The organism is Bacteroides ilei (assembly GCF_900128495.1).
Taxonomy (GTDB): Bacteria; Bacteroidota; Bacteroidia; order Bacteroidales; family Bacteroidaceae; genus Phocaeicola; species Phocaeicola ilei.
Window position 1 is genome coordinate 1,210,437 of the sequence record NZ_LT635801.1, and the last position, 25,281, is coordinate 1,235,717.

Below are 25,281 nucleotides of genomic sequence, written 5' to 3' on the forward strand. Positions count from 1 at the left end.
AAATTATGGCAAATAAATTAATAGTATCATTATCGCCCCACGTGCATAGCGGTGACAGCGTACAGAAAAATATGTACGGTGTGCTGATTGCGTTGATACCTGCCTTGCTTGTATCATTCTATATGTTCGGTTTGGGGGCAGTTATTGTCACGCTGACTTCGGTCATTGCGTGTGTCTTTTTCGAATGGGCCATTACAAAGTTCATCCTGAAACGTGAACGTACTACTATCATGGATGGTTCGGCTATATTGACCGGTGTATTGTTGGCTTTCAATCTTCCTTCTAATCTTCCATTGTGGATTATTATTATCGGTGCCTTGGTTGCTATCGGTATAGGTAAGATGACTTTTGGTGGCTTGGGATGTAATCCGTTTAATCCGGCATTGGTCGGACGTATTTTCCTGTTGATCTCTTTCCCTGTACAGATGACTTCATGGCCGGTGGTTGGCCAACTGACAAGTTATACCGATGCAGAAACGGCTGCGACTCCATTGGCTTTGATGAAGATGGCTGTACATGGAGATACAAATGCTTTGAGTCAGCTCCCTGATACGATGAGCCTGTTCCTTGGAAATAATCCAGGGTGTATCGGTGAGGTCAGTGCTTTGGCTTTGTTGTTGGGACTGGTATATATGTTATGGAAGAAGATCATTTCATGGCATATTCCGATATCGATTCTGGTTACAGTATTTGTTTTTTCCGGTTTGATGCATCTGGCCAATCCTGAAGTTTATGCTTCACCGTTCGCACATTTGTTTACCGGTGGATTAATGTTGGGAGCTATTTTTATGGCAACCGATTATGTAACATCTCCTATGACTCATAAGGGTATGGTTATCTATGGTGTTGCAATCGGATTCCTGACAGTCGTTATTCGTCTGTTCGGTGCTTATCCGGAAGGTATGTCATTTGCAATCTTCATAATGAATGCATTTACTCCGTTGATTAACACTTATTGCAAACCTAAACGTTACGGGGAGGTAGTAAAGAAATGAAAAAGCTTGAATCATCATTAAAGAATATGGCGTTGGCATTGACCGGGTTTTCAGTTGTTGCCGGTGGTTTGCTGGGATGGGTTAACGATGTTACAGCCGGACCTATTGCAGAAGCTAATGCAAAGACATTGAGTGACGCCATTGCAGTGGTTGTGCCAGGGTTTGACAACAATCCTGCCGAAGCACCGGAAACTGTTGATGTGAACGGTGTGTCTTATACCGTATATAAAGCAACAAAGGGCGGTGAATTTATCGGTGCCGCAGTCCAATCTACTTCGAACGGTTTCGGTGGCCCATTGACTGTTTTGGTCGGTTTTGATGCAGACGGCAATATCATAGACTATTCTCTGTTGAGTCATGCTGAGACACCCGGATTAGGCTCGAAGGCTGCCGATTGGTTCAAGAAAGGAGCCAAAGGTGACATTACAGGTAAGAATCCAGGTGAAACTCCTTTGACTGTAAGTAAAGACGGTGGTCAGATTGATGCCATAACAGCCTCTACCATTACATCGCGAGCTTTCTTATTGGCAGTGAACAATGCTTATGCAGCCTATAAGAACCAGCATGTCGACGGTGCGAGCGGCGCTACACAGCAAGCTACTCCGAAAGTTGAAGTACCGTCCGATTCTATAAATGTTGAAACTAATAATTAAGAAAGGAGCAGGCTATGAATAATTTTAAAGTATTGATGAACGGGGTTGTAAAGGAAAACCCGACGTTTGTACTCCTTTTGGGTATGTGTCCTACTTTGGGTACTACATCTTCAGCCATAAACGGTATGGGTATGGGACTTGCTACCATGTTTGTACTGATCTGTTCAAATGTGGTTATTTCCCTTATCAAGAACTTGGTTCCTGATATGGTGCGCATTCCTATTTTCGTTGTAGTTATCGCATCTTTTGTGACGTTGCTGCAGATGGTTATGCAGGCTTATGTTCCTGCCTTGTATGCAACATTGGGTCTGTTCATTCCGTTGATTGTAGTGAACTGTATTTTGTTGGGACGTGCTGAAGCTTTTGCTGCCAAGAACGGTCCTCTGCCTTCATTCTTCGACGGTTTGGGAATGGGACTAGGTTTTACCATTGCGCTGACATTGCTGGGAGCTGTCCGTGAATTCTTGGGTACAGGTAAGATATTCAGCATTACGATTATGCCTGAACAGTATGGTATGTTGATATTTGTCTTGGCTCCGGGTGCGTTTATCGTATTGGGTTACCTGATTGCCATAGTAAACCGTTTGAAAAAAGCATAATCCCTAAAAGACAAAACAGATATGGAATATATATTAATATTTATCACTGCTATTTTTGTGAACAACATTGTGTTGTCACAATTCCTCGGAATCTGTCCGTTCTTGGGCGTGTCCAAGAAGGTGGAAACCGCAATGGGTATGGGAGCTGCTGTTGCATTCGTATTGACATTGGCTACCATTGTAACTTATGTAATTCAGAAATTTGTACTTGATGCGTTCGGACTGAGCTATTTACAGACAATTGCATTTATTCTTGTCATTGCGGCATTGGTACAGATGGTGGAAATTATCTTGAAAAAGGTATCTCCGGCCTTGTATCAGGCATTAGGAGTGTTTTTGCCTTTGATTACGACAAATTGCTGTATTCTAGGTGTGACCATATTGGTTATCCAAAAGGATTATGACCTGCTTACAGGAGTTATCTATGCGTTTTCTACAGCTTTGGGATTTGCTCTGGCTTTGATTGTATTTGCAGGAATCCGTGAACAGTTGAGTCTGGTGAACATTCCGAAGGGAATGCGTGGCATGTCAATCGCATTGGTTACAGCCGGATTGCTGGCTATGGCATTTATGGGATTCTCTGGCGTAGATAAAGGCTTGTCTGTATTGTTCGGTTTAGGATAATTACTGAACCTGATTATTGTTTTTTATATAACCTGAAGGGAGAAGGAACCGGTTGAAATGCAATCGGAATCTTTCTCCCTTCGGATTTTATAAACTGATCATTTTTATTGTTTTTTCTCGTAATAGAATCGCTAATTCAATAATTATTCTTATTTTTGTTGAAGTTAAAGATACTTAAGTATAATACCTTAAGAGAATTATGAAAGAAAGGATTTTAGTGACCGGTGGAACCGGGTATATCGGTTCACACACTGTTGTGGAATTGCAGAACAGTGGGTATGATGTCGTTATTGTAGATAACCTGTCAAACTCCCGTGCGGAGGTAGTAGATAACATTGAAAAGATTACCGGGATACGTCCGGCGTTCGAAAAGGTTGATTGCTTGGATTATCCGGCATTAGAAGGTGTATTTCAAAAATATCCGGGTATTAAAGGCATTATTCATTTTGCTGCAAGTAAGGCTGTCGGTGAATCGGTCCAAAAGCCTTTGCTTTATTACCGTAACAATCTTGTGTCATTGATCAATATTTTGGAGCTTATGCCTAAATATGGTGTATCGGGAATCATATTCTCTTCTTCATGTACAGTATATGGCCAGCCTGACAAGTTGCCGGTAACGGAACAAGCTCCGATCAAGAAAGCTGAATCTCCTTATGGTAATACCAAGCAAATTAATGAAGAGATTATTCGTGATACCATTGCATCAGGATCTCCAATTCATGCGATTTTATTACGCTATTTCAATCCGATAGGTGCGCATCCTACAGCTTTAATCGGTGAACTGCCTAATGGCGTTCCGCAGAATCTGATTCCTTATCTGACTCAGACAGCTATCGGTATCCGCGAAAAATTGAGTGTGTTTGGTGATGATTACAATACTCCGGACGGATCATGTATCCGTGATTATATTTATGTTGTGGATTTGGCCAAGGCTCATGTAATAGCTATGGATCGTATTTTGAAAGGCAAACAGAAGGATACGGTAGAAGTTTTCAATATTGGTACAGGACGAGGAGTTTCTGTCTTGGAATTGATTCATGAATTTGAAGCTTCTACGGGTGTGAAACTGAATTATCAGATTACTGGTCGCCGTGCTGGAGATATAGAACAGGTTTGGGCCGATCCGACATATGCTAATGAAGAACTTGGATGGAGGGCTGAAACATCTCTTGCCGACACTTTACGTTCTGCATGGAATTGGCAGTTGAAGTTGCGTCAAGATGGTATTCAGTAATATCTTGGGCATTGATAAATTTTGAAAAACGTAAATCAATATAAACGTACCGTTGTACGTTTCATGCCGGCATTTTCAAGTCCATTGGTATATGTGAATATGCGGAGGGATGTCTATCTCTTTTTCGGAAGGTAGAGAAATGCCGATTGCATAGTAGTTTTGTCGTGTTTTATTTTGTGTTTGTGTTGTAGCTGTTCCTCGACGTGAGTCGGGGAACAGTTTTTATATAAATTATGTATTATAGAATAATTATTGTCAATCAGAGGTGGTGTTTGGCTATGGTTTTTGCTGATATTTTAAAATGTGTTTAAATGCATATTCCGGGTATGGCCATAGACAGGTAGATGTTAAGAGCTTTTTATCCGTGAATTTAAGATGGGAGTTATTTAAGATGGGGTTACAGGTTAATAGATTGAATCATAACATTTCAAATCCAGAGTCAGAGTTGATTTCCAACTGTTGATTCATATAATTATAGAGAAGGATTTCTGGTTTTACTTCAATTTAAATTATGGCAATGGAAAAAGCCGATTGGAGCTGAAAATTTTGATTTAGCTTAAGAATTTATTCGGAATTAAGATAGATTTCACTTCTTTGCTGTTCTCTTTTCATCAGTTTGCAGTAATTTTGCATGCGATTAGTTCGAAACAGGTATGGCACAGATGAAAGAAATGACGGCAGGTCCATCATTGCCGTTGATTTTTAATTTTACATTACCCTTGCTGTTGGGTAATGCACTGCAGCAGACATATTCATTGGTAGATGCTGCAATTGTTGGGAAGTTTTTAGGAATAAATGCCTTGGCCTCTGTAGGAGCAAGTACATCCGTAGTCTTTTTGATTTTGGGTTTCTGCAATGGATGTTGCGGTGGGTTTGCCATTCCTGTAGCTCAGAAGTTTGGGGCAAGGGATTATCTTTCCATGCGGCGTTTTGTCTCGGTCAGCCTGAAACTGGCAGCGGTAATGTCTGTAGCAGTGGCTGTCATTACTAGCCTGCTTTGTGCTTTTATATTGCGTAGTATGCAGACTCCTGATAATATTTTTGAGGGTGCTTATTATTATCTGTTGATTACGTTTATAGGGGTTCCTTGTACATTCTTTTATAATTTGTTGTCGAGTATTATCCGTGCTTTAGGTGACAGTAAGACTCCGTTCTGGTTTCTATTGTTTGCTACGGTTTTGAATATTATCCTGGATCTGTTCTGTATATTGGTTTTAGGATGGGGAGTAGCCGGTGCGGCTATTGCTACGGTAGTTTCACAAGGCTTGTCTGCTTTGTTGTGCTATCGGTATATGTATCGGAAATTTGATATTTTAAGGACAACTCCATCCGACCGTAAATTCCGTACGGATCTGGCAAAGCAATTGTTGTCTATCGGAATGCCCATGGGGCTTCAGTTCTCTATTACGGCTATCGGTAGTATCATGTTACAGAGTGCGAACAATGCGTTGGGTACGGCATGTGTGGCTGCTTTTACTGCTGCCATGCGTATCAAAATGTTCTTTATGTGTGCGTTGGATAGTTTAGGAATGGCAATGGCTACCTATAGTGGTCAGAATTACGGAGCTGGTAAGCCTGATCGTATCTGGCAAGGAATCAAATCGGCAGTATTGATGATGATAATCTATATTGCTGTTGTTGATGTTATCATCTGGCTGTGGGTGGAGGATTTTGCTACCTTATTCATTGATTCTAGTGAAACAGAAGTGCTCACTTATACTGCTCGCTTTTTACATATTAACGTATGTTTCTTCCCATTGTTGGGCTTGTTAAGTGTGTTGCGTTACTCTATACAGGGAGCCGGATATACCAAATTGGCCATGTTTTCCGGTGTATCTGAAATGGTTGCCCGTATTTTGGTGAGTGTCATAGCGGTTCCATTATGGGGATTCTGGGGAGTGTGCTTCGGTGATCCTACGGCTTGGTTGTTTGCAAATCTGTTCTTGGTTCCAGCATTCATTTATGTTTACCGTCAGTTGCATGTAATTGTGGCCAGACAGCAGGTGGTGTAATATGGAAAATGTCAGTTTCTTATAGGAAGACGTTTCCAGATGTAGGAAGGTATCAGTTTCCAGAAAAATACGAGAATACAGAATTTCCAATCTATTACCAGTATTCGTTTGCGACGGTATAGGCCCTCGACAATTGAATTGGCTACCTTTTCCGGCTGCATCAGTAAGGGATAGTGTTTATGGTCGTTGAGGATGGCTGTGGCTACAAATCCAGGTCGTATATCGGTGAAGGTTATGTCCATTTTCTGCATGTGGGCCAGTTGCTCCAAAGCATCAATGTATGTGTTTTGAAAACGTTTGGTGGCTGAGTAGGAAGGTGCGACTCCCAGACCCTTAGTACCGGCAATGGAACTGATAACCGCTATATGTCCTTTACCTTGTTTACGAAAATAATGAAAAGCTGTTGTAACCATACGGGTAAATCCGGTCCCGTTAGTTTCCAATGTATCCAATTCTATTTTTAGGTCCAGGTTTGTATTTTGATGTCCTATTCCTGAGCTGTGAAGATAAAGGTCCATTCCTCCTGTTTCTTCAATCAAGTGTAGCAGTTCCTGTCCGGCATTTTCTTTCCGGATATCAATGACGCAGATACTGATACGGTCGGGATCCTTGTCCCGGATATTTTCCAACTTGTCTTTCCGGCGTCCGGCTATTCCCAAACGCCATCCTTTTTTCAGAAGTAACATTGCTACTTCATAGCCTATTCCGGATGTGGCTCCTACGATGATTGCTTTCTTTTCTTTTGAATCCATAAGATTTTTGCGGTTATTGGTTTGATCGGATTTCATATAGGAATGTTTCGTCTGTCGGAATGTTTCTGCCATTTTTTGCATAATATAATTTTCCTTGTAGAGGCATCTGTTCATTTAGCGGTCGCAGCTCTTTTGTTAGATGGGAACAGAAGACATTGTATGTATGGTTGTTCATCCGTGTGCCTGCATCGTCCCGATATATGGTTACGTAATGATTCAGTGGTCGAGCGTGGATCAGTTGGTTTATGTCTTGTGCCAGTGAGCGAGCTTCTTGCGGAGAGATTCGGTCGAACAGATTGGAAAGGTTGAATATTATAAGTTCGGATAATAAAGCATGTGAATTCCAGAATTGGGGAGGGACAGCCCCCAGGCGGGGATAGTAGATACATGTAGTACATTTATATTCCTCTGTGTTGAAGAGAGCCTTCGACATCCGTTCCATTTCTTCTGTGGAATATATCCCTAAATAGATTAAATCCAAGTGGGACATTCGTTTGCAGATATCTGTAAATGCGAGTCCTGATGCTCCGTTCTCGAAACTTAGATCGCAGAAGACAATACGTCCCGAAACATTGTGTATAGAGCCGTTCAGCCAGTTTCCTGTTGTTTCGAATAAAGCTCGGGCTGCACAGTATTGACGGCGCATGTAGAGGTAAGCATAGATTCCATTTCTGTCGGCCGTTGTCATAGATTCAGTCTGTTTGCCGTCTTCTGCATAAGATTTTAAGTCATATCGCCCGTATGCAGTTGTTTCCCGTATATAGGTGTCACTGAGCTGCAGTCTTTCCTTGAGTTTTTGGAAAGGCTGCTCTACCAGAAATCCGAACATCCGGTTGAAGTGTTCCGGCAGTTCATAGTTTTCTGTTTGGAGATCCCAGTCGGTTTCATATTCTGGAATATTGAATTCACCTTTACAGAACCTGTCGACTGTCGTTTCGATATAGCCGTTATGTATGCGGATGAATTCCATCAGTTTGTAGAAGGTGATGTTAGCTCCCAGTATCTGTGGGTTTCCGGTAAGGAACAGTTGTTTACGGGCGCGGGTGATAGCGACATTGAGTTTCCGGTCAATACAGAATTCTCCCTCACGAAAGGTGTTGGCTGTCAGGAAATTCAGTTGACTGAAATTCCTGACAGTAAAGGAATAGATGATAACATCGCGTTGGCTCCCCTGATAGCGTTCTACGGTGTCGATGGAAATTTGTCTGAGTACAGGGATGTGTAAATTTTCTATTTCCTTGCGTATCATGGCTATCTGATTCCGATAGGGAACGATGACTCCGACGGTCTTGTTCGGGTCGAATCCTTCAGAAGTTATCCGGTAGATATGTTCCAGTAGGGTTGCAACAATCCGTGCTTCATTCAAGTTGGTTTTTTCTGAATAAGTGGCTATATTGGGTGCCTCGGCAGGGATAAATACCATTCTCCTGTTCATGATCAGCCTATCCAGATTATCTTGCGGTTGGGTGAAATCAGGATAAGGCATGATTCCTTTCTGGTGTTCCAATGGAACTGGTTCCAGTTGTTCTGTGTAGTAGAAGGTATGGTTGGGAAATTCGGAGATAGCAGGGTGCATACGTCCCTGTTTGTGCAGGATACTGCGGAATGATTCTTCACTGTGTCTGTAAAGACGTTCGAAAAGTGAATTGCGGCAGTTGCTCAGTCCGATGTTCTGCAACAAAGGATCAGTGATTCTGGATTCCTTTTCACTTTGCAGAGCAATGGCCGGCAGCTGTTTATAGTCGCCTATCAGTATAAATTTGTCAATGGCGTTCTGTTGGTTATGTCGTGCCGACAGAATACCTATCAGGTCGGGTTCCAGTATTTGTGATGCTTCATCGATGATTGCAGTATGGAAATGTTTCAGATTGAACAGGTGTAACTTCCCGTTGATGGCTGTAGTGGTGCCTACGAAGATACGTGTCCTAGCTATTTTATCTTGTATATCTTTCAGCTTAGGACAATCGGCCATACTGTTTTTGAGTAGGTATGGTACAAAGCGTATATCGCACGACAATTCGTTCCCTATGCGGATGAACGGGCTTTTTTCGGCGATACCTGATTCTACCAGCATAGAACAGATTTCATCTACGGCACGGTTGGTATACGAAAGCAGCAGTAAGGATTCTTCCGGTTCGGTCAATGCTTCTTCTATCATGTATCGTAGTGCACATGAAGTTTTCCCTGTACCTGGGGGGCCTACCAGCAGGAAGTAGTCGAGGGCTTGTTTTTCTTTGAGAATGGTTTCGTTAAAACGTCCGTATGAGCCGTTGAGAACAACGTTCGTATCACGTCTGGGTGTACGGAGTCCTAACAACAGTTCTTTACGGTCGGTTCGGGCGGAAAGGAATGAGTAAAGCCCTTTCATGCCATTGGTTGCCGATATGTCCGAATAATCATGTTCAATGGCGAATACATCATTTTCTTCTCCTATAATATCCTTATTCTGTTGTCCGTTTCTCAGCAGTATGGTTATATTGTCTGGTTTGATTTCCAGTATGTTCCCTTTCATCAGAATTTGTTTGCGTACATCCGGTTCTTTCTGATAGCTGTAAAATATGATAATGTCGCCAATTCGGAAATTAGGCAAAAAATCTTCTCCCTGTTGTGGTATATCCAGTTCAATGATGTTATAGCCTTTGTCGGGAGAGCTGCGCCGTTTATCGGTAATGGTCAGTCCTAACAGGATGTTTCCCGATTCAATCTTTTCCGCCAGCGGGGTATGCCAGAGTCCGGAAAATCCGTTTGTGGAATCTGTCCTTCCTCCTGTTTTACTTAGTATCTGTTCTTTAGCGACAAAGGTAAAGAACCGGTTGAAATAGGCTCTTTCCAATAGGGTACATCTCTTTAAGGTATTGATTATTTCCTGTAATTGAGGTTCCTGAAAATCGTTCCATAACCGGTTATGGACCTGACGCTCGTTCAATAGGTCGGTGTTCAGTTCTTCTACGGTACGGGCGATGCTTCCTTCTCCTAAAGACATTTCATTGACAACTATCCGGTTACGGAGAGCAAGGCTTTCACGGAAAAGTTTTTCGGCAAAATGTTCGATCATCAGTCCGTCGGGGTATTTCGAATAGAGTAGGAACGTCTGCAAATCTTCCGTTGCCTTTCCGAAGTTGTACATCAGTACACCTTGGTAAAGCATCATCTGGATGAAGTTGTCTTCCTTGTGGCGGTTGTTGAATTCGTCACGTTTTCCTGATTTCTGCTCGATCAGGACTTTAAAGTCTTTCTGAAGCATATCGACACGCCCTTGGAGCCCTAGGCGTTCACAGATGAACGATGCTTCCAGGAGAGTCTTATGTTTATCAAAAGCTTGTATGTTATGTGGTAGAATATCGTGGATAAATCTACGTATATTGGCCATTTGGGCCTGTGCCTGTTCATGGAAATTGGCCGGAATGGGGCAGGTACAGAATTCTAAGGCCGATGAAGCAAAGAATTTCTTGAGTGTTTGCGTATAGTTTACAGGTGCTGTCTTTTCTTCATTGATATAATCGTCCAGAAACTGGCTGGCCAGATTACCCATCAGAATGGGTGAGGTGTTTGGCTTCGGTTTGATTTTGTTTATGAAATAGTTCAGCGGATGCCGTCCGTATTCCCGGAAGCATGCTGCCAGAGAACTGATATCTATCAGGTAATCGGGGTGTACAATAATCAGGTTGGGAATATAATGATTGTCTTCATCTACCCGTACATCGAGCAGGTTCAGTTGCATGTTTTCGACCAGCAGGTCACGGATATAGAGTTGGTCTCCATTATATCCGCTTTGGGCATAATCGATAATGATAAATGGATCTTCGTCGTTGTCGCAAGTTGCGAAGATACGGGTCTCATCCCAACTGCTGACTGATACGCGCAGATACGGAATGCGTGATAACCGTGTCCCTTTGTATGGACGGTTGGAGTGGGGAATTTGAGGGAGGAGTACAGCTGGAATATCTTCACCATAGGCCAGTGATACAAAGCGTATGATAGCTCTCAGATCGTATAGGTATTCTTCCATGACCGGCTGGAAATCATCGTTCATGGCAGTTTTGCAGTTCCGCCGCATGGTCTGTATGGCATACTTGTCCGAGGGGGTCATCTTCTTTTCCTTGCAGATATAATCTAGTCGTGAGAACAGATTGGCAAAGGAGAAGGTAACCCCATCGGTCAGTTCATAGCATGCCTGTTCCAGTACCTTATAAAGCTGTATGTACTTGGCCTGTATGTTGTCGGGAGCAGCAGCCGGCTGGTTATGGATCTTTTCAATCCGGTTATACAGGTCGAACGGCTGCAACTCTATGTGGCTGTCGGAAGATGTCGGCATATATTATCTTGTCGTTTTTAATCTTCCTCAAAGGTACAACTTTAAAATGAAATTCGGTTAGAACGGATTATTTACGTAGCCGTTTTATTCGGATATTGTATACTCTCCTGCTTTTTCGGTAATGATTTGTTGCAGTTCCTGTACAGATAGAGGAGTGTGGCTGTATTCAATGGTTGCTACAGGCGGTTCAAGTGTTACGTTTACTGTTGCATCTGGAATGGTACTTAACGCTTTTTCTACGTGCATACGGCAGTGGTTACACATCATACCTTCTATTTTATACACTTTTTTGGTTTTTGATTCTGTCATAATTGTTATATTTTTAGGTTCAGTTTCTTTATTTTGGGTTGTTCCCGGTTTGGATATTGTTTTATATCCGTTGTCTGTCATGTTTTCTTTATCTATTGTCTGTGAGGTTGTATGTCCGATATTTTTCCTGCGAAGCCGTAGACTGTTGGTTACTACACTTACACTACTCATGGCCATGGCTGCCCCGGCAATCATCGGGTTCAACAGAAAACCGTTGACAGGGTAAAGGATTCCTGCTGCGATGGGCACACCTATCAGATTATAGATGAATGCCCAGAAGAGGTTTTCGCGGATGGTACGTACCGTGAGAGCCGAGAGGCGGATAGCATCCGATATTCGGGTCAGGTCGGAAGAGATAATTGTCATTTTCGCTACATCCATGGCAATGTCACTTCCTTTACCCATGGCTATACTCAAATCGGCTTGAGCCAGTGCCGCACTGTCGTTGATACCGTCGCCCACCATAGCTACATGGTGTCCTTTGTCTTGTAGAGCTTTGATGAATCTGGCTTTCTGCTGAGGAAGGACTTCTGCCTGAAATTGGCGGATTCCAGCCTCTACGGCAATAGCTTTCGCTGTGGCTGGATTGTCGCCAGTAAGCATAATTACATCTATGCCTTGTGCTTGTAGATCGGTAACGGCTTGCTTTGAGCTATCTTTTATCCGGTCGTTGATAGCGGCAACAGCCAACGCTTCCTTTTGATCGGCAAACCAGATAACGGTCTTTGATTCGCTGGCAAATTGTATAGCATGGTTCAGGAGATTTTCAGGGATAGATATGGCATGGTTTTCCAACATGCGCCGGTTCCCTGCAAAATAGAGTGTGCCATTAGCTATACCTTTAATTCCTTCTCCCGTAATGCTTTCAAAATCGGTTATGCTGATAACATTTGCATTCAGGTAATCTGTGACGGCGCTGGCCAAAGGATGTTCCGACCTTTTTTCAAGGCTGTATAAAATTGTTTCCAGCTCTTTTTTTTCTGTGTTCCATATCAGGTCGGTCACTTTGGGCTTTCCTTCTGTTATGGTCCCTGTTTTATCCAAAACGATGGTATCGATTTTCCGTGCAATTTCAAGACTTTCTGCATCCTTGATCGGGATCCCCAGTTCGGCTCCTTTTCCGATTCCTACCATAATGGCTGTAGGGGTAGCGAGTCCCAATGCACATGGACAGGCTATAATCAGAACGGTTACTGCTGCCAACAGGCCATGGGTAAATCCATTGTTTGCATCCAATATTATCCATGTGATAAAAGATATCAGAGCAATGGTCATGATGGTTGGAACAAAGACAGCTGCAATCTTGTCTACCAGTTTCTGTACCGGCGCTTTGCTTCCCTGTGCATCTTGTACCATCCGGATGATATGAGCTAACATCGTATCTTCACCAACCTTTTCAGCTTGGAACCGGAAACTACCTTTCTGGTTGATGGTACCCGCATATACTTTATTACCTTTTGATTTGTAGACGGGAACAGGTTCCCCACTCAACATACTTTCATCTACATACGATGAGCCTTCACAGAGTGTCCCATCGACGGCAATCCGTTCACCGGGATGTACAAGAACTGTATCTCCTACAGTCAGTTGGCTGATATTTATGTTTTTTTCACTTCCATCTTTCAGAATAAGGGTAACTGTTTTGGGTTGTAACCCCATCAGTTTCTTGATTGCTGTAGATGTATTTCCTTTGGCTTTTTCTTCCAGTGTCCGTCCCAGTAGGATAAAGGCTATGATTACACTGGCAGCTTCGAAATAGACATGTGGAGTTACTCCTCTGGATAACCAGAAATCGGGGAAGAACAGATTGAAAAGGCTGAACAGATAGGCTATTCCCGTACTATTGGCTACGAGTGTATCCATATTGGCGGAACGGTGTTTCAGTTGTTTCCATGCATTTATATAGAAACCGCTTCCTAGCCAGAACACTACGGGGGTAGAAAGTATCCACATGATATAGTTGGCATAGGGTGTATCCATGAAAAACATACCTATAACAGCTACGGGTACAGATAATATTATGGCCCATATGGTGCGGTTTTTCAACTGTTTGAAACGTTTTTCGTGAGCTGCTTCCGCTTCCTGAGCCAAGTCATTTCCTGTATCGGTCAGTAAATCGTACCCTGCTTCCTGAATAGCTTTTTTCAGCTTTTCAGCTGAACAGACGGAAGGAGTGTATTCTACTGTGGCTGTTGCCGCCGCATAATTGACGCTGGCTGTTTTTACACCTTCCTGCCGGTTTAGGGTCTTGTCTACACGGGTAGCGCAAGCTGCACAGCTCATTCCCAATACGGGGAAAGTTTGTTTGACTGTATCATGTTGTGTCATATCTTTACTGCTTGATATTTGTATGCAAAGATAGATGTTGTATCTGTTGTATCTGTTATAGAATTATGGATATATTTTATAGAATTCTGTCTAAAGGTTTACGGAGTTGTCCTTTCTGTTTCTTAAACTGGCTAGGGGTCATTCCAGTTATATTCTTGAATTGGCTGCTGAGATGGGCTGTGCTGGAATAGTGGAGTAATTCTGAAATTTCATTTAAAGATAATTCGTCATATATGAGTAACTCTTTTACCCGTTCTATCTTTTGATTGATTACGTATTTTTCGATGGTAGTACCGGTTGCTTCCGAAAACAGTTTGCTCAGTGAACTATAGTCGGTATGGCATTTGTCGGCTAGGTAATCCGATAAATTGGTTTTCAGTTCTTTGTGCGGGTAATAAATGAGCTTGATGATTTCCTGTTTGATCTGTTCGAGCAGGCGTTGTCTTTTATTGTCAATGAGTTCAAAGCCTACATCTTCCAACAGGTGGCGGATTTTCCCAAGCTCTTCTTCCGTCAGTTTTTCCGCTAGGCATACTTTCCCCAGTTCTGTATGTAGGGGTGTATGTCCGTTTTTTCTGAGAATATCTTCCACTACCATGATGCATCGGTTACAGACCATGTTTTTGATATAAAGGGTTGTTTCTGGCATAGATGTTTAATTGTTCCGTTTTACAAAACTAAGAATTATGTATTAAACGGAGGTCATATAATACTAAAGTTTTATGAAATGAATGGAAATATTGTTGAGAAGGTATTGTCGGATGCATCTCTTGCTTTATTTTTGTATCAGTTAATAATGATTATGTATAAAATAGCTTATGAGAAAAATGCTTTGTCCTCAATGTAAGATTGCCGCAATGTACGTCAAGAATGAAAAAGGCGACAGACTCCTTGTGTATGTAATGGAAGACGGTTCGGTTGTGCCTAAAAATCCGGTCGAATCTCTTGAAGGATATGATACGGATGAGGTATATTGTTTGGGATGTTCATGGCATGGATCTCCTCGAAAACTGGTCAGATATTAATGGATGTATGTCATTTTTTATGTTCATCTGATTCAAGGGCTTTGTCCATATCTTCTCCTGTCACGTCTTTTTTCAGTAACCAATGACATACGTTCTGATTTCCGTTTGTTATAACGTAAGCCTGAACGAACTCCCATCCTTGTTTTCCGAAGTAGTTCATTGCATCCACCATCGAATTGAACTCAATGTTTTTGCCGTTCTCGTCTTTTAGGTATGATATTCCTTTCCAGAATGATGTTTCCTGTCCATAGTCTACTCTCACCTTTATTTTATTGTTGAGAAATTTTCCGGTTCCTACCAATTCACAATAAACATAGTTCTTTGCATACAGACCGATTGTTCCAATGGTCAGGGCTAGTGTAAATAATAGTTTTTTCATTTTGTCTATGCTAATATTTTTTGATTATAGATTCCATTTATCTTTTAGTTAAAAATGGATCTTATTTTTATATTTTTTGTTTCTTGAATAAGCGAGATGTCATAAATTTATAAAAATAGGTTTATAAAGCCAAGAAATATATAAAAAAGATACTCCTAGCAAACTCTATTGCCAGGAGTATCACAACACAAAAACTAAACTAGACTTAACTAAACTATTTAAATGAGAAGTTTCACAACTTCTGTTTATTATGTACATCACAAATATAGAAGTAATATTTAGAAGAGCCAAAGAAATGAAAAGAAAAAAATACATGACCGCTAAAAAAAACGTTAAAAAATGATGGCTATATCAAACAATATGTTCATTAACATAATTTTGGAGTTCCTGTTTGTAGCTGTCTGATATAGGGATGTATTCTTTACCGAATACGATGCGTCCTTTGTCGATTACTTTTATCTTTTGTTTTTGCACGATAAATGAGCGGTGTACTCTTAGGAAACGGCTGGAAGGAAGTTTTTCTTCCATGGCTCTCATGCTTACCAGTGAGAGAATGGGGCGGGGTTCGTCTTCCAGATGGATTTTGATATAATCTTTCAGTCCCTCTATATAGAGAATCTTGTCCAGATTTATCTGGATAAGCTTATAATCACTTTTTATGTAGATATAATTAGATTCAGATGATGCCTGGATGAAGTTGTTTGAATTTTCTTCAGCCTTTTGCTGTAGTTCGAACCATTTGACAGCTTTATTGACAGCCTGCATGAAATCACTGTAACTGACTGGTTTCAGCAGATAGTCGAGTGCATTGACTTTATATCCGTCAAGTGCATATTGTTCAAATGCGGTTGTGAAGATAATACGTGTATCTTGGGGAATCATTCGTGAGAATTCCAGACCGTTCAATTCAGGCATCTGAATATCGAGGAAAATAAGGTTTACAGGATTTTCCGGTAGATTTTTCATGGCCTGAATTGCACTTGAGTAGGCTCCGTTCAGTTCCAGTAACGGTGTTTTTTTTACATAACTTTCCAGCAGTCCTAACGCTAGAGGTTCATCGTCAACAATGGCGCAACGCAGTTTCATGGTTTATCAATATTTGTTGAGTGTATTATTGGGATATATTTTAATTGTAGAGGTGTATTCTTTGTTGTCTTTTGATACATACTTGTCCCATTTGTATGCATTGGGATAAACAAGCTCCAGGCGCTTTTTGACTTGTTCCAGGCCGATTCCGGAACCACTTTTATCAGTCTGGTTTTTCGGGTAATTGCTATTTCGTATGGTACAGCATATTTCGTTGTCGGTTTCTGTTATGGAAATGTCGATAAAGCTTGTTTCGGTAGAGGATATTCCGTGTTTGAATGCGTTTTCAATCAGAGAAATGAATATGAGTGGCGCAATGAAAGTGTGACTTTCCGGTTTTATGTCGAAGTTTGTTGTAATACTGACCTGTGAGGAAACCCTGATCCGCATCAGTTCTATGTAGTTACATATAAAGTCTATTTCTTTTTTTAATGGTACAAACATCTGTTGGTTATCGTATAATACATATCTGAGCAATTTGCTTAGCTCTTGTATGGCTTGTTGTGCCTTGTCTGTATCAAAAGAAATCAAGGCATAGATGTTGTTCAAGGTGTTAAGCAGGAAATGGGGATTCAATTGGTTCCTGAGATTTTTCAGTTCTGCTTCCGTGCGGCTCTTGACCGCTTCTCTTCGTGCGGTTTCAGTTTCACTCCAGCGGATACTCATACGGATTGCGACACTTAGTCCGACGGAAAATATCAGACTGGCTATGTCACGTAAATAAAAGATATAGGGAGGAGGTGTGGGCCGGTCTGTCGGAGGAGGCATAAGGCGGAAAGAATTCCAATAGTGTAATCCGATAGCCATACCTGCAATCAGTACAATATTGCTGAATACGAATTCTTTGTTTTTTTCCTTAAATAAAATAAAGGGAATAAGCAGAAAATAGTTTATATAGAAAATAATGAATAATGTGGTAGGGACAATACTGTGATGGATATAGGCCGACCAGTTGATGCTTCCGTTATTCCGTTGGGTAAAGAATAACGGGAAAGCAAAGACAAAGCCCCAACACGTGATGTGTATGAGTATTTCCAGCGTGCGGTGAGTGATATTGATGGTATGTTTCATAATATATAATTATAGGAAACGATTATAAGCAAAAATAATGTTTTTTGTAAAAAGTCCGGTTGCTTTCAGCATAAAATGCTTCCGGCAACCGGACAAGGAAACCAAAGTTATGAAGAACAAAGTTAAAAAGAGAGCTTTCACAAGCTCTATAGGAAAATTATATTGTATTATGCATTGCTTTGATATTATTCATATCTTAATGCTTCAATCGGATCCAGATCGGCTGCTTTTTTGGCAGGGTACCATCCAAAGAATACGCCGGTAAAGGTACATACAGCAAATGAGAGCAGGACACTCCATGGCTGGATGTAGACAGGCCAATGTGCTACAGTTTTGATGATGAAACTGGCGCCACACCCCAGAACTACACCGATGAGACCGCCGGTTATACTGATAAGGATGGATTCTATAAGGAATTGTGACAATATATCTACCCCACGGGCTCCTACAGACATTCTCAGACCGATTTCACGTGTCCGTTCAGTCACTGATACATACATGATATTCATAATTCCTATACCGCCGACTACCAATGATATACCGGCAATGCAGGCCAGTAGGGTTGTCATCAGATCGGTTGTAGTATTCAGCATGGAGCTGAGCTCCTGTTGTGTACGGATGGTAAAGTCATCTTCGTCACTTTCTTTCAGTTTGTGTTCGCGGCGGAGAGTTTCTGTAATTTCATCGACAGCTTCGTCGGTCATATCTTCTGTCAGGGCCGAAGCAAAAATTTCGCTGAGGTAAGTCTGGGCTAACAAACGTTTCATTACTGTAGTATAAGGCGCCAGTACGATGTCATCCTGGTCCATACCCATTGAGTTGTAGCCTTTCGATTTCAAGACACCGATAACCCGCAAAGGTATCTTATTGCAACGGATTACTTTGCCTATCGGGTCTGATCCGTCGGGAAACAGATTGTCGACAATGGTTTTACCGATTACACATACTTTTGCTGCTGTATGGATGTCATTTTCAGTAAACATTTCTCCTTCTTCTACAGTCAGTTGGCGGATTGTCAGGTAGTCAATGCTGACGCCACTGACAGAAGAGGGGTAGTTATTGGCTCCGGCAATCAATTGCCCTGAAGAAGATACGTTCGGACTGATGGCAGAAAGGAACATACATTCGTCACGTAACGTTTCATAGTTTTCCAGTTTCAGGGTTTGCATGGAGGATGGATCCTGACGGACCCCTCCACGCATCTCAGCTCCCGGATGGATCATGATCATATTCGAACCCATTTCCGAAATCTGTTTCTGGATACTTTTCTTTGAACCTTGTCCGATGGCTAGCATGGCAATGACAGAAGCGACACCGATTATGATTCCCAACATGGTCAAAAAGGCACGCAGCTTGTTGTTTGACAATGCTCTCAGTGCTATTTTAAATAGATTTGTACCGTTCATTTTTTTCTTAATTAGTCTTCATCATTTTTAGGTAAGGCTGCCAGAGCTTCTGCTGCCGAAAGAATATGGTTATTTACCGTATCTTCAATTACGTGTCCGTCACGCAGGCGGATATTGCGGCTACTGTATTGTGACAGTTCCGGGTTGTGTGTAACGAAGATGATCGTTCTTCCTTCGGCGTGCAGTTTCTGGAAAAGTACAAGAATCTCAAAAGAGGTTCGTGTGTCCAGGTTACCGGTTGCTTCATCGGCCAGGATTACAGCCGGATTGTTTACTAACGCACGTGCTATGGCAACACGTTGCATCTGTCCACCCGACATCTGGTTGGATTTATGTTCCAATCGGTCTCCTAACCCTACAGCTATCAGTGCGTCAATGGCTCGTTTACGCCTTTCGGCAGCACTTACGCTGGAGTTATACATCAACGGTAATTCCACATTCTCTATGGCTGTTGTCTTGGGCAGCAAGTTATAGTTCTGGAAAACGAAACCTATCTTACGGTTGCGCAATATGGCACGCTGAGGCTTGCTCATGGTGCGTACGGATACACCATCCAGAAGATATTCTCCACTTGTCGGAGTATCCAGACATCCCAAAGTGTTCAGTAAGGTGGATTTTCCGGACCCGGAGGTTCCCATGATTGTAACAAATTCACCTTCACGGATGGTAAATGAGATGCCTCGTAAAGCATGAACCACTTCATCGCCTACCAGGAAGTTCCGTTTGATGTTTTGTAATTCTATGACTACTTTATTATTATTCATGATCACCCGATTTTATTATTTTTTCTTGTTGTTTCCCGGAGGGCCTGGCATGAATGGACTACGTTCACTTTCACCGGAAGATCCTTCTTGTGTTTCCGGAATTGAACCTTTGAGTATTGTTTCTGTTACAACCGCGGTACCTTCTGTTATGCCTTCCAGTATTTCAGTTTTGCTCCCGTCACTGATTCCAGTCTTTACAGGATGTGCAATGAAAGTGTTGTTTTCAAGAGTCCAGACTTTCTGTTTGCCTTCACAATCTTGTATGGTCCGTTTTCCCGCAATTTGTTGGTCAGGAGTAAATCTCAAAGCTTTTGATGGTACGGTTAATACATTGTTGCGTTCATTGGTATAGATTGTGACATTGGCAGTCAGGCGTGGCTTCAGTTTCAGGTCGGGATTGTCGGCTGTAATGACAACTTCATATGTTACGACTGTAGTTGTGGTAGAGCTGCTTGTTGAACTGGAACTGTTGGTACTTCCTAGGCGTATCTGATAGACTTGCCCTTCAAATACATCGTTCGGGTAGGCATCAACAGTGAAGGTAACACGTGATCCTTCTTTTATTCCCGCAATATCTGCTTCATCAACATCGGCTACTACCTGCATTTTTGTCAGGTCGGCTGCAATTGTAAATAATGTCGGTGTTTCGAAACCGGATGCTACAGTCTGGCCTTCTTCTACATCTTTACTTGTAACTACTCCATCGATAGGCGAAGTAATGGTTGCATAAGAAAGATTACGTTGGGCTTTCGATAAAGCTGCTTCAGCTTGTTCGTAAGAACTTTTGGCACGTTGGTAGTTATATGTCGATTCTTCATAATCAGTATCACTGATCAGATTTTTCTGATGTAGCTTCTTGTTACGTTCATATAGCTTTTTCTGATAGTCATATTCTGCTTTTGCACCATCATAAGTCGCCTGGGAAGACTGTAAGTCGCTAATCAGAGTGACTTTATCCATTTCGGCTATTACTTCTCCTTTTTTGACCACAGAGTTATAATCGATATAGATTTTATCGATGATACCTGATACCTGGGTACCGACTTCAACTTCGGTTACTGGTTCAATAGTCCCTGTAGCTGTAATGGAGTTGCTTACGGAGCCTATGGATGCCTTTTCTGTTGCAAAGTCTATTTTATTCTGCACTCCCGATCCTCCGAAAATCCAGAAACCGCCTGCAATGACAACTAATACCGCTACGGCGATAATGATAATTGTTTTCTTTTTCATATGTTTGATTCCTTAGTTATTTTATAAGTTGATTTTTTCTCCTGCATAAAAATTCAGTAGGGTACGGTTCAATATCGCCATGTATTTGGCTTGTACTTTTTGTTGTTTTGCACTTAGAAGGTTGTTCTTTTCAGTAAGCAGTTCTACTGTATTTTTCATGCCCAGGTTGAATTGTTCGCTTACCATGTCATAACTGGTTTGGCAACTTTTTAATTTGCTTTCGGCTGCATTGTACTGTTGCTGTGCGTTTAATGCATCGAGCCATAATGTTTCTATGTTGCTATACAATTCTTTCTGCTTTGTTTCCAGATCAAGCTGGGTATTGCTGTATTGGATCTGGGCTTTCTGGACATTCGTCTTGTTTTGCCGGTTATCGAAAATCGGAACACTTAATGTAATACCTATTATATTGTTCCATCCATATTTTATCTGGTCTGCCCAGTTTCTGGTACTGGCACTGTTAGTGGTACTGCTGCTTGAAGCGTTCATGCTGATTGTCGGGTAATATCCTGATTTGGCAGCCGAAATTGCCAACTTTGCATTGTCGATGCTTAGTTTTCCACTCTGTATTTCAGGACGGTTGGCCAATGCGGTCTGGTATACATCAATCTGGCTTGGCAACATTTTTAGGACATCATCGTCATTTAGTTGCGGAAGAATCAGGTTCATTTCGGCTGTACCGTCAAGCTCTAGCATTTGTTTCAACTGAAGCTTGTAGTTGCGTAGGGTACTTTCGGAAGTGACCAATTGGTACTGGTCGTTCCCTACCTGTGCTTCCAGTTGGGCGAGATCGGCTTTGGAAATACTGCCTTCTTCATACAGTTCCTCCCCACGTTGATAAGTGGCCTTACTGGTTTCCAATGTATTCTGATTTATCTTTACAGACTCATCGGCATATAGAATCTGGACAAACAGTTTCGTAATTTCTTCCTGGAGCATATTTTCTGTTTCGGCTACATTCAGATTCGCTATATCACGGTTGGTCTTTTGCTGTTTGATGTTATTCAGCCGGCGGCCACCGTTCCATACAGTCCATTGTGCGCTTAAATTATAATTCCCGTTATAAGTACTTTTATCGGAACTTTGGATAATTTCTGTTCCGCTGACTGTATTACTGTTTTCCTGGTAGGGGCGGTTTACCAGGTTGTGGCTTGTACTGAAAGAGAGACTTGGAAACAATGCAGCCTTGGCACTTTTGATTTCAATTTCACTTTCTTCTAGAGCGTTTTTGTTCTGTTGAAGCTGAATGTTTTTGTCCAATGCATAATTAATGCAATCTTCCAGCGTCCATTCCTTGCTGCTTTCTTGGGCCATGAAGGGAGCGGTTGCCGAAAGAAAGGCGATGAGGCATAATGCTTTTTGTTTCATGTTTTATTGCTTTAATTGACTGATGCAAAAGTAAAATACCTTATTATGCTCTGCAAAAGAACTAGATTAATGGATAATTTATCGGGATTAAATCTTGTTTTTTACCGATAAATGACTTTTCTTTGTAATGATTATAAAATTCAATTATGACCAAAAAGTTTCTGGTATCTATATGGCATTTCTATTTAGATGGCTTTAGGAGTATGACTATAGGCCGTACATTATGGCTGTTGATTCTGATCAAGCTTTTTATCATGTTCTTTATCTTGAAATTATTCTTTTTCCCCTCTTTTCTGAAGGGTAAGACGACGGAGGAAAAGGAAGAGTTTGTCGGGAGTGAACTGGTAGACCGTGCAGCAGAAAATAATCATTAACCTTTTAAATAAGTATTTTATGTTAGGAAGCATTGACACATCGATGATTGATTGGTCAAGGGCACAGTTTGCCCTGACTGCGATGTACCATTGGCTGTTTGTTCCTCTGACTTTAGGGTTGGCGGTGATAATGGGACTGATGGAGACACTGTATGTTATTTCAGGTAATGAATTCTGGAAGCGTACAGTGAAGTTTTGGATGAAGTTGTTCGGGATTAATTTTGCGGTAGGTGTTGCTACTGGATTGATTCTGGAGTTTCAATTTGGAACTAACTGGAGCAACTATTCCTGGTTTGTAGGAGATATATTCGGAGCTCCATTGGCCATAGAAGGAATTCTGGCATTTTTTATGGAGGCCACTTTTGTAGCCGTAATGTTTTTCGGATGGAACAAGGTCAGTAAAAAGTTCCATCTGGCAGCTACATGGCTTACAGGTTTAGGTGCCACCATCTCCGCTTGGTGGATTTTGGTTGCCAATTCATGGATGCAGTATCCGGTAGGGATGGAATTCAATCCGGATACGGTTAGGAATGAAATGGTCGATTTTATGTCTGTGGCATTTTCGCCGGTGGCTGTTATGAAGTTTTTCCATACCGTTTTGAGTAGCTGGATGTTGGGCGCTGCTTTTGTTATAGGTGTCAGTGCATGGTATCTTATCCGTAAACGTGAGAAGGAATTTGCTGTAGGCAGCATGAAGGTAGCTGCATGGGTAGGTTTGTTTGCTACGTTGGTGACAGCCGGTTCCGGAGATAAGGCAGCTTATCAGGTGGCGCAGGTGCAGCCGATGAAACTGGCTGCAATGGAGGCTTTGTATGACGGTGGTACTGGAGAGCCTTTGACTGTAGTGGGTGACATCAAAATTCCTTCCATGCTTTCATTCCTGGCTACACGCGATGTGGACGGATATGTACCGGGTATCAATAATTTGTTGTTGGGAGGATATACTTTGGAAGATGGTTCAACCGCATTGCCTGTAATAGAAAAGATGGAGCGCGGAAAGAAAGCGGTCAATGCGTTGGCCGATTTCCGGCAGGCTAAACAGGAGGGTGATGAGGCCGGTATGCAAGCGTCGGAAGAGGTTATTAAAGCAAACATGCCATATTTCGGATACGGCTATATCCAGGATCCGAATACATTGGTCCCTAATGTATGGTTGCTTTTCTGGTCGTTCCGTGTTATGGTTGGTCTGGGAATGTATTTCCTTGCATTTTTTGTTGTGGTTCTGTTGGTGGCATGGAAACATAAGTTGTCAAAGCTTACTTGGTTGCATTGGATTGCTTTATGGAGCATTCCACTGGCTTATATTGCCAGTCAGGCTGGTTGGATTGTAGCCGAAGTTGGACGTCAGCCATGGGCTATCCAGGATCTGCTGCCGTTGAATGCGGCAGTATCCCGATTGGAAACCGGTGCGGTTCAGACAACGTTCTTTATCTTCTTGATTATGTTCACTGTCCTGTTGATAGCAGAGATTGGCATCATGATAAAGGCTATAAAGAAAGGCCCTGAAACAACTGATTGAATAGGAGTTAAGATAATTACATCTAAAATATAGGTTTATGGATTCTACATATATATTCTTACAGAACTATTGGTGGTTCTTGGTCTCTTTGCTTGGAGCAATATTGGTGTTCCTGTTGTTCGTGCAGGGAGGAAATTCGCTGTTGTTCCGTTTGGGACGTACAGACGAAGAACGTACGCTGCTGGTTAATTCAACCGGGAGGAAATGGGAATTTACTTTCACTACATTGGTGACGTTTGGCGGCGCTTTCTTTGCTTCTTTCCCTTTGTTCTACAGTACAAGTTTTGGTGGTGCATATTGGTTATGGATGATTATTCTCTTTAGCTTTGTATTACAGGCCGTGTCTTATGAATTTCAGTCAAAATTGGGAAATCTGTTAGGTAAACGTACTTACCAGTATTTTTTGGTTGTTAACGGAGTGGTCGGTCCTGTATTGTTAGGAGCTGCTGTAGCTACATTCTTCAACGGGTCTAACTTTATTGTAGATAAGGTGAACATGACCGATAGGATGATGCCTGTAATCAGTAGTTGGGCTAACGGATGGCACGGACTGGATGCATTCGGTGACCCTTGGAACCTGATTCTAGGTCTGGCTGTATTTTTCCTGGCCCGTCTATTGGGAAATCTTTATTTCATCAATAATATACGTGACAATGAACTGATTCCACGTTGTCGTCGTCAACTGATCAGTGATGCCGTTCCTTTCCTTGTGTTCTTTTTGGCTTTTGTTATCCGTACATTATTGAAAGATGGTTTTGCCGTAGTTGCAGAGACTGGTGAGATTGTTATGGAGCCGTATAAATATTTTCATAATCTGACAGCTATGCCGGTTTTGTTGATTGTGTTCCTAGTGGGTGTTGTCGGTGTGTTGTATGGATTAGGTATGAGTATATTTAAGACGTCGTATACCAAAGGAATCTGGTTCTCTGGCATAGGGACTGTATTGACAGTTCTGGCTTTGTTGCTATCTGTGGGATATAATGATACAGCTTATTATCCGTCTGTGGCCGACATACAAAGTTCATTGACGTTGGCGAACAGCTGCTCCAGTAAATTTACGTTGAAGACAATGGCATATGTTTCTATTCTGGTTCCGTTTGTCTTGGCTTATATCGTTTATGCCTGGAGGGCTATAGATAATAAACCGATAACATCTAAAGAGTTGAAAGAAGACGAACATGCTTATTGATTTGTATTCCGTCTGATTGTGTTATAATAGGAAAATCCCCGGTTCAATG

General features: G+C 41.8%; 21 protein-coding genes. 10 read left to right on the plus strand and 11 right to left on the minus strand.

All coding sequences use genetic code 11. The features are described 5' to 3' along the window. Nucleotides 1–5 precede the first annotated feature (5 nt). The 6 genes from BQ7489_RS05220 to BQ7489_RS05245 all read left to right on the plus strand — a co-directional run bounded on the left by BQ7489_RS05220 (nt 6) and on the right by BQ7489_RS05245 (nt 6,117). Nucleotides 6–995 (plus strand): RnfABCDGE type electron transport complex subunit D, encoded by a 990-nt coding sequence (locus tag BQ7489_RS05220; RefSeq protein ID WP_072530242.1) that lies wholly within the window; start codon nt 6–8, stop codon nt 993–995. Continuing rightward, complete coding sequence (locus tag BQ7489_RS05225; protein WP_072530243.1) at nt 992–1,648, plus strand: RnfABCDGE type electron transport complex subunit G; 657 nt, start codon at nt 992–994, stop codon at nt 1,646–1,648. The genes BQ7489_RS05220 and BQ7489_RS05225 overlap by 4 nt, the downstream gene beginning before the upstream one ends. Before the next feature lie 14 nt (nt 1,649–1,662). Further along, the gene (rsxE, locus tag BQ7489_RS05230; protein ID WP_072530244.1) at nt 1,663–2,247 is read left to right on the plus strand and encodes an electron transport complex subunit RsxE; all 585 of its coding nucleotides are present in this window, start codon (nt 1,663–1,665) and stop codon (nt 2,245–2,247) included. 21 nt (nt 2,248–2,268) lie between these two features. Next, on the plus strand, nt 2,269–2,871 hold the full coding sequence (rsxA, locus tag BQ7489_RS05235; RefSeq protein ID WP_072530245.1) for an electron transport complex subunit RsxA: 603 nt from the start codon (nt 2,269–2,271) through the stop codon (nt 2,869–2,871). 199 nt (nt 2,872–3,070) lie between these two features. Next, nucleotides 3,071–4,105: a UDP-glucose 4-epimerase GalE gene (gene galE, locus BQ7489_RS05240; protein WP_072530246.1), complete on the plus strand. Its 1,035-nt coding sequence runs from the start codon at nt 3,071–3,073 to the stop codon at nt 4,103–4,105. Between the two features lie 653 nt (nt 4,106–4,758). Continuing rightward, nucleotides 4,759–6,117 carry an MATE family efflux transporter gene (locus BQ7489_RS05245; RefSeq protein WP_072530247.1) on the plus strand — a complete coding sequence of 453 codons (1,359 nt, stop codon included), beginning with the start codon at nt 4,759–4,761 and terminating at the stop codon, nt 6,115–6,117. An 11-nt stretch (nt 6,118–6,128) separates the two neighbouring features. Here BQ7489_RS05245 and BQ7489_RS05250 read toward each other — a convergent pair whose 3' ends face one another. From BQ7489_RS05250 to BQ7489_RS05265, 4 genes are all read right to left on the minus strand, one after another. Continuing rightward, nucleotides 6,129–6,869 carry an SDR family NAD(P)-dependent oxidoreductase gene (locus BQ7489_RS05250; RefSeq protein WP_072532039.1) on the minus strand — a complete coding sequence of 247 codons (741 nt, stop codon included), beginning with the start codon at nt 6,867–6,869 and terminating at the stop codon, nt 6,129–6,131. A gap of 13 nt (nt 6,870–6,882) precedes the next feature. Next, on the minus strand, nt 6,883–11,184 hold the full coding sequence (locus BQ7489_RS05255; protein ID WP_072530248.1) for an AAA domain-containing protein: 4,302 nt from the start codon (nt 11,182–11,184) through the stop codon (nt 6,883–6,885). Nucleotides 11,185–11,268: 84 nt separating this feature from the next. Then, nucleotides 11,269–13,821, minus strand: a complete 2,553-nt coding sequence (locus tag BQ7489_RS05260; protein WP_072530249.1) for a heavy metal translocating P-type ATPase — start codon at nt 13,819–13,821, stop codon at nt 11,269–11,271. Between the two features lie 76 nt (nt 13,822–13,897). Continuing rightward, nucleotides 13,898–14,470: a helix-turn-helix domain-containing protein gene (locus tag BQ7489_RS05265; RefSeq protein ID WP_072530250.1), complete on the minus strand. Its 573-nt coding sequence runs from the start codon at nt 14,468–14,470 to the stop codon at nt 13,898–13,900. A gap of 169 nt (nt 14,471–14,639) precedes the next feature. On the opposite strand from BQ7489_RS05265, the gene BQ7489_RS05270 reads away from it, so the two are divergent. Next, nucleotides 14,640–14,846: a hypothetical protein gene (locus BQ7489_RS05270; protein WP_072530251.1), complete on the plus strand. Its 207-nt coding sequence runs from the start codon at nt 14,640–14,642 to the stop codon at nt 14,844–14,846. Nucleotides 14,847–14,856: 10 nt separating this feature from the next. On the opposite strand, the gene BQ7489_RS05275 is transcribed toward BQ7489_RS05270, so the two are convergent. From BQ7489_RS05275 to BQ7489_RS05305, 7 genes are all read right to left on the minus strand, one after another. Further along, nucleotides 14,857–15,225, minus strand: coding sequence for a hypothetical protein (locus tag BQ7489_RS05275; protein WP_072530252.1), 369 nt, complete (start codon nt 15,223–15,225; stop codon nt 14,857–14,859). 351 nt (nt 15,226–15,576) lie between these two features. Further along, nucleotides 15,577–16,311: a LytR/AlgR family response regulator transcription factor gene (locus BQ7489_RS05280; RefSeq protein WP_072530253.1), complete on the minus strand. Its 735-nt coding sequence runs from the start codon at nt 16,309–16,311 to the stop codon at nt 15,577–15,579. A gap of 6 nt (nt 16,312–16,317) precedes the next feature. Continuing rightward, on the minus strand, nt 16,318–17,382 hold the full coding sequence (locus BQ7489_RS05285) for a sensor histidine kinase (RefSeq protein WP_072530254.1): 1,065 nt from the start codon (nt 17,380–17,382) through the stop codon (nt 16,318–16,320). A 185-nt stretch (nt 17,383–17,567) separates the two neighbouring features. After that, the gene (locus BQ7489_RS05290) at nt 17,568–18,788 is read right to left on the minus strand and encodes an ABC transporter permease (RefSeq protein ID WP_072530255.1); all 1,221 of its coding nucleotides are present in this window, start codon (nt 18,786–18,788) and stop codon (nt 17,568–17,570) included. Between the two features lie 11 nt (nt 18,789–18,799). After that, the gene (locus tag BQ7489_RS05295) at nt 18,800–19,552 is read right to left on the minus strand and encodes an ABC transporter ATP-binding protein (RefSeq protein WP_072530256.1); all 753 of its coding nucleotides are present in this window, start codon (nt 19,550–19,552) and stop codon (nt 18,800–18,802) included. Between the two features lie 15 nt (nt 19,553–19,567). Next, the gene (locus BQ7489_RS05300) at nt 19,568–20,782 is read right to left on the minus strand and encodes an efflux RND transporter periplasmic adaptor subunit (protein ID WP_072530257.1); all 1,215 of its coding nucleotides are present in this window, start codon (nt 20,780–20,782) and stop codon (nt 19,568–19,570) included. A gap of 21 nt (nt 20,783–20,803) precedes the next feature. Then, nucleotides 20,804–22,150 carry a TolC family protein gene (locus tag BQ7489_RS05305; protein ID WP_072530258.1) on the minus strand — a complete coding sequence of 449 codons (1,347 nt, stop codon included), beginning with the start codon at nt 22,148–22,150 and terminating at the stop codon, nt 20,804–20,806. A 146-nt stretch (nt 22,151–22,296) separates the two neighbouring features. Between BQ7489_RS05305 and BQ7489_RS05310 the strand changes: the two genes are divergently transcribed. The 3 genes from BQ7489_RS05310 to BQ7489_RS05320 are packed head-to-tail and all read left to right on the plus strand — an operon-like array spanning nt 22,297 to nt 25,232. After that, on the plus strand, nt 22,297–22,524 hold the full coding sequence (locus BQ7489_RS05310) for a DUF4492 domain-containing protein (protein ID WP_072530259.1): 228 nt from the start codon (nt 22,297–22,299) through the stop codon (nt 22,522–22,524). 19 nt (nt 22,525–22,543) lie between these two features. Then, nucleotides 22,544–24,043 (plus strand): cytochrome ubiquinol oxidase subunit I, encoded by a 1,500-nt coding sequence (locus tag BQ7489_RS05315; protein ID WP_072530260.1) that lies wholly within the window; start codon nt 22,544–22,546, stop codon nt 24,041–24,043. A gap of 37 nt (nt 24,044–24,080) precedes the next feature. Next, nucleotides 24,081–25,232, plus strand: coding sequence for a cytochrome d ubiquinol oxidase subunit II (locus tag BQ7489_RS05320; RefSeq protein WP_072530261.1), 1,152 nt, complete (start codon nt 24,081–24,083; stop codon nt 25,230–25,232). Nucleotides 25,233–25,281: the final 49 nt, after the last annotated feature.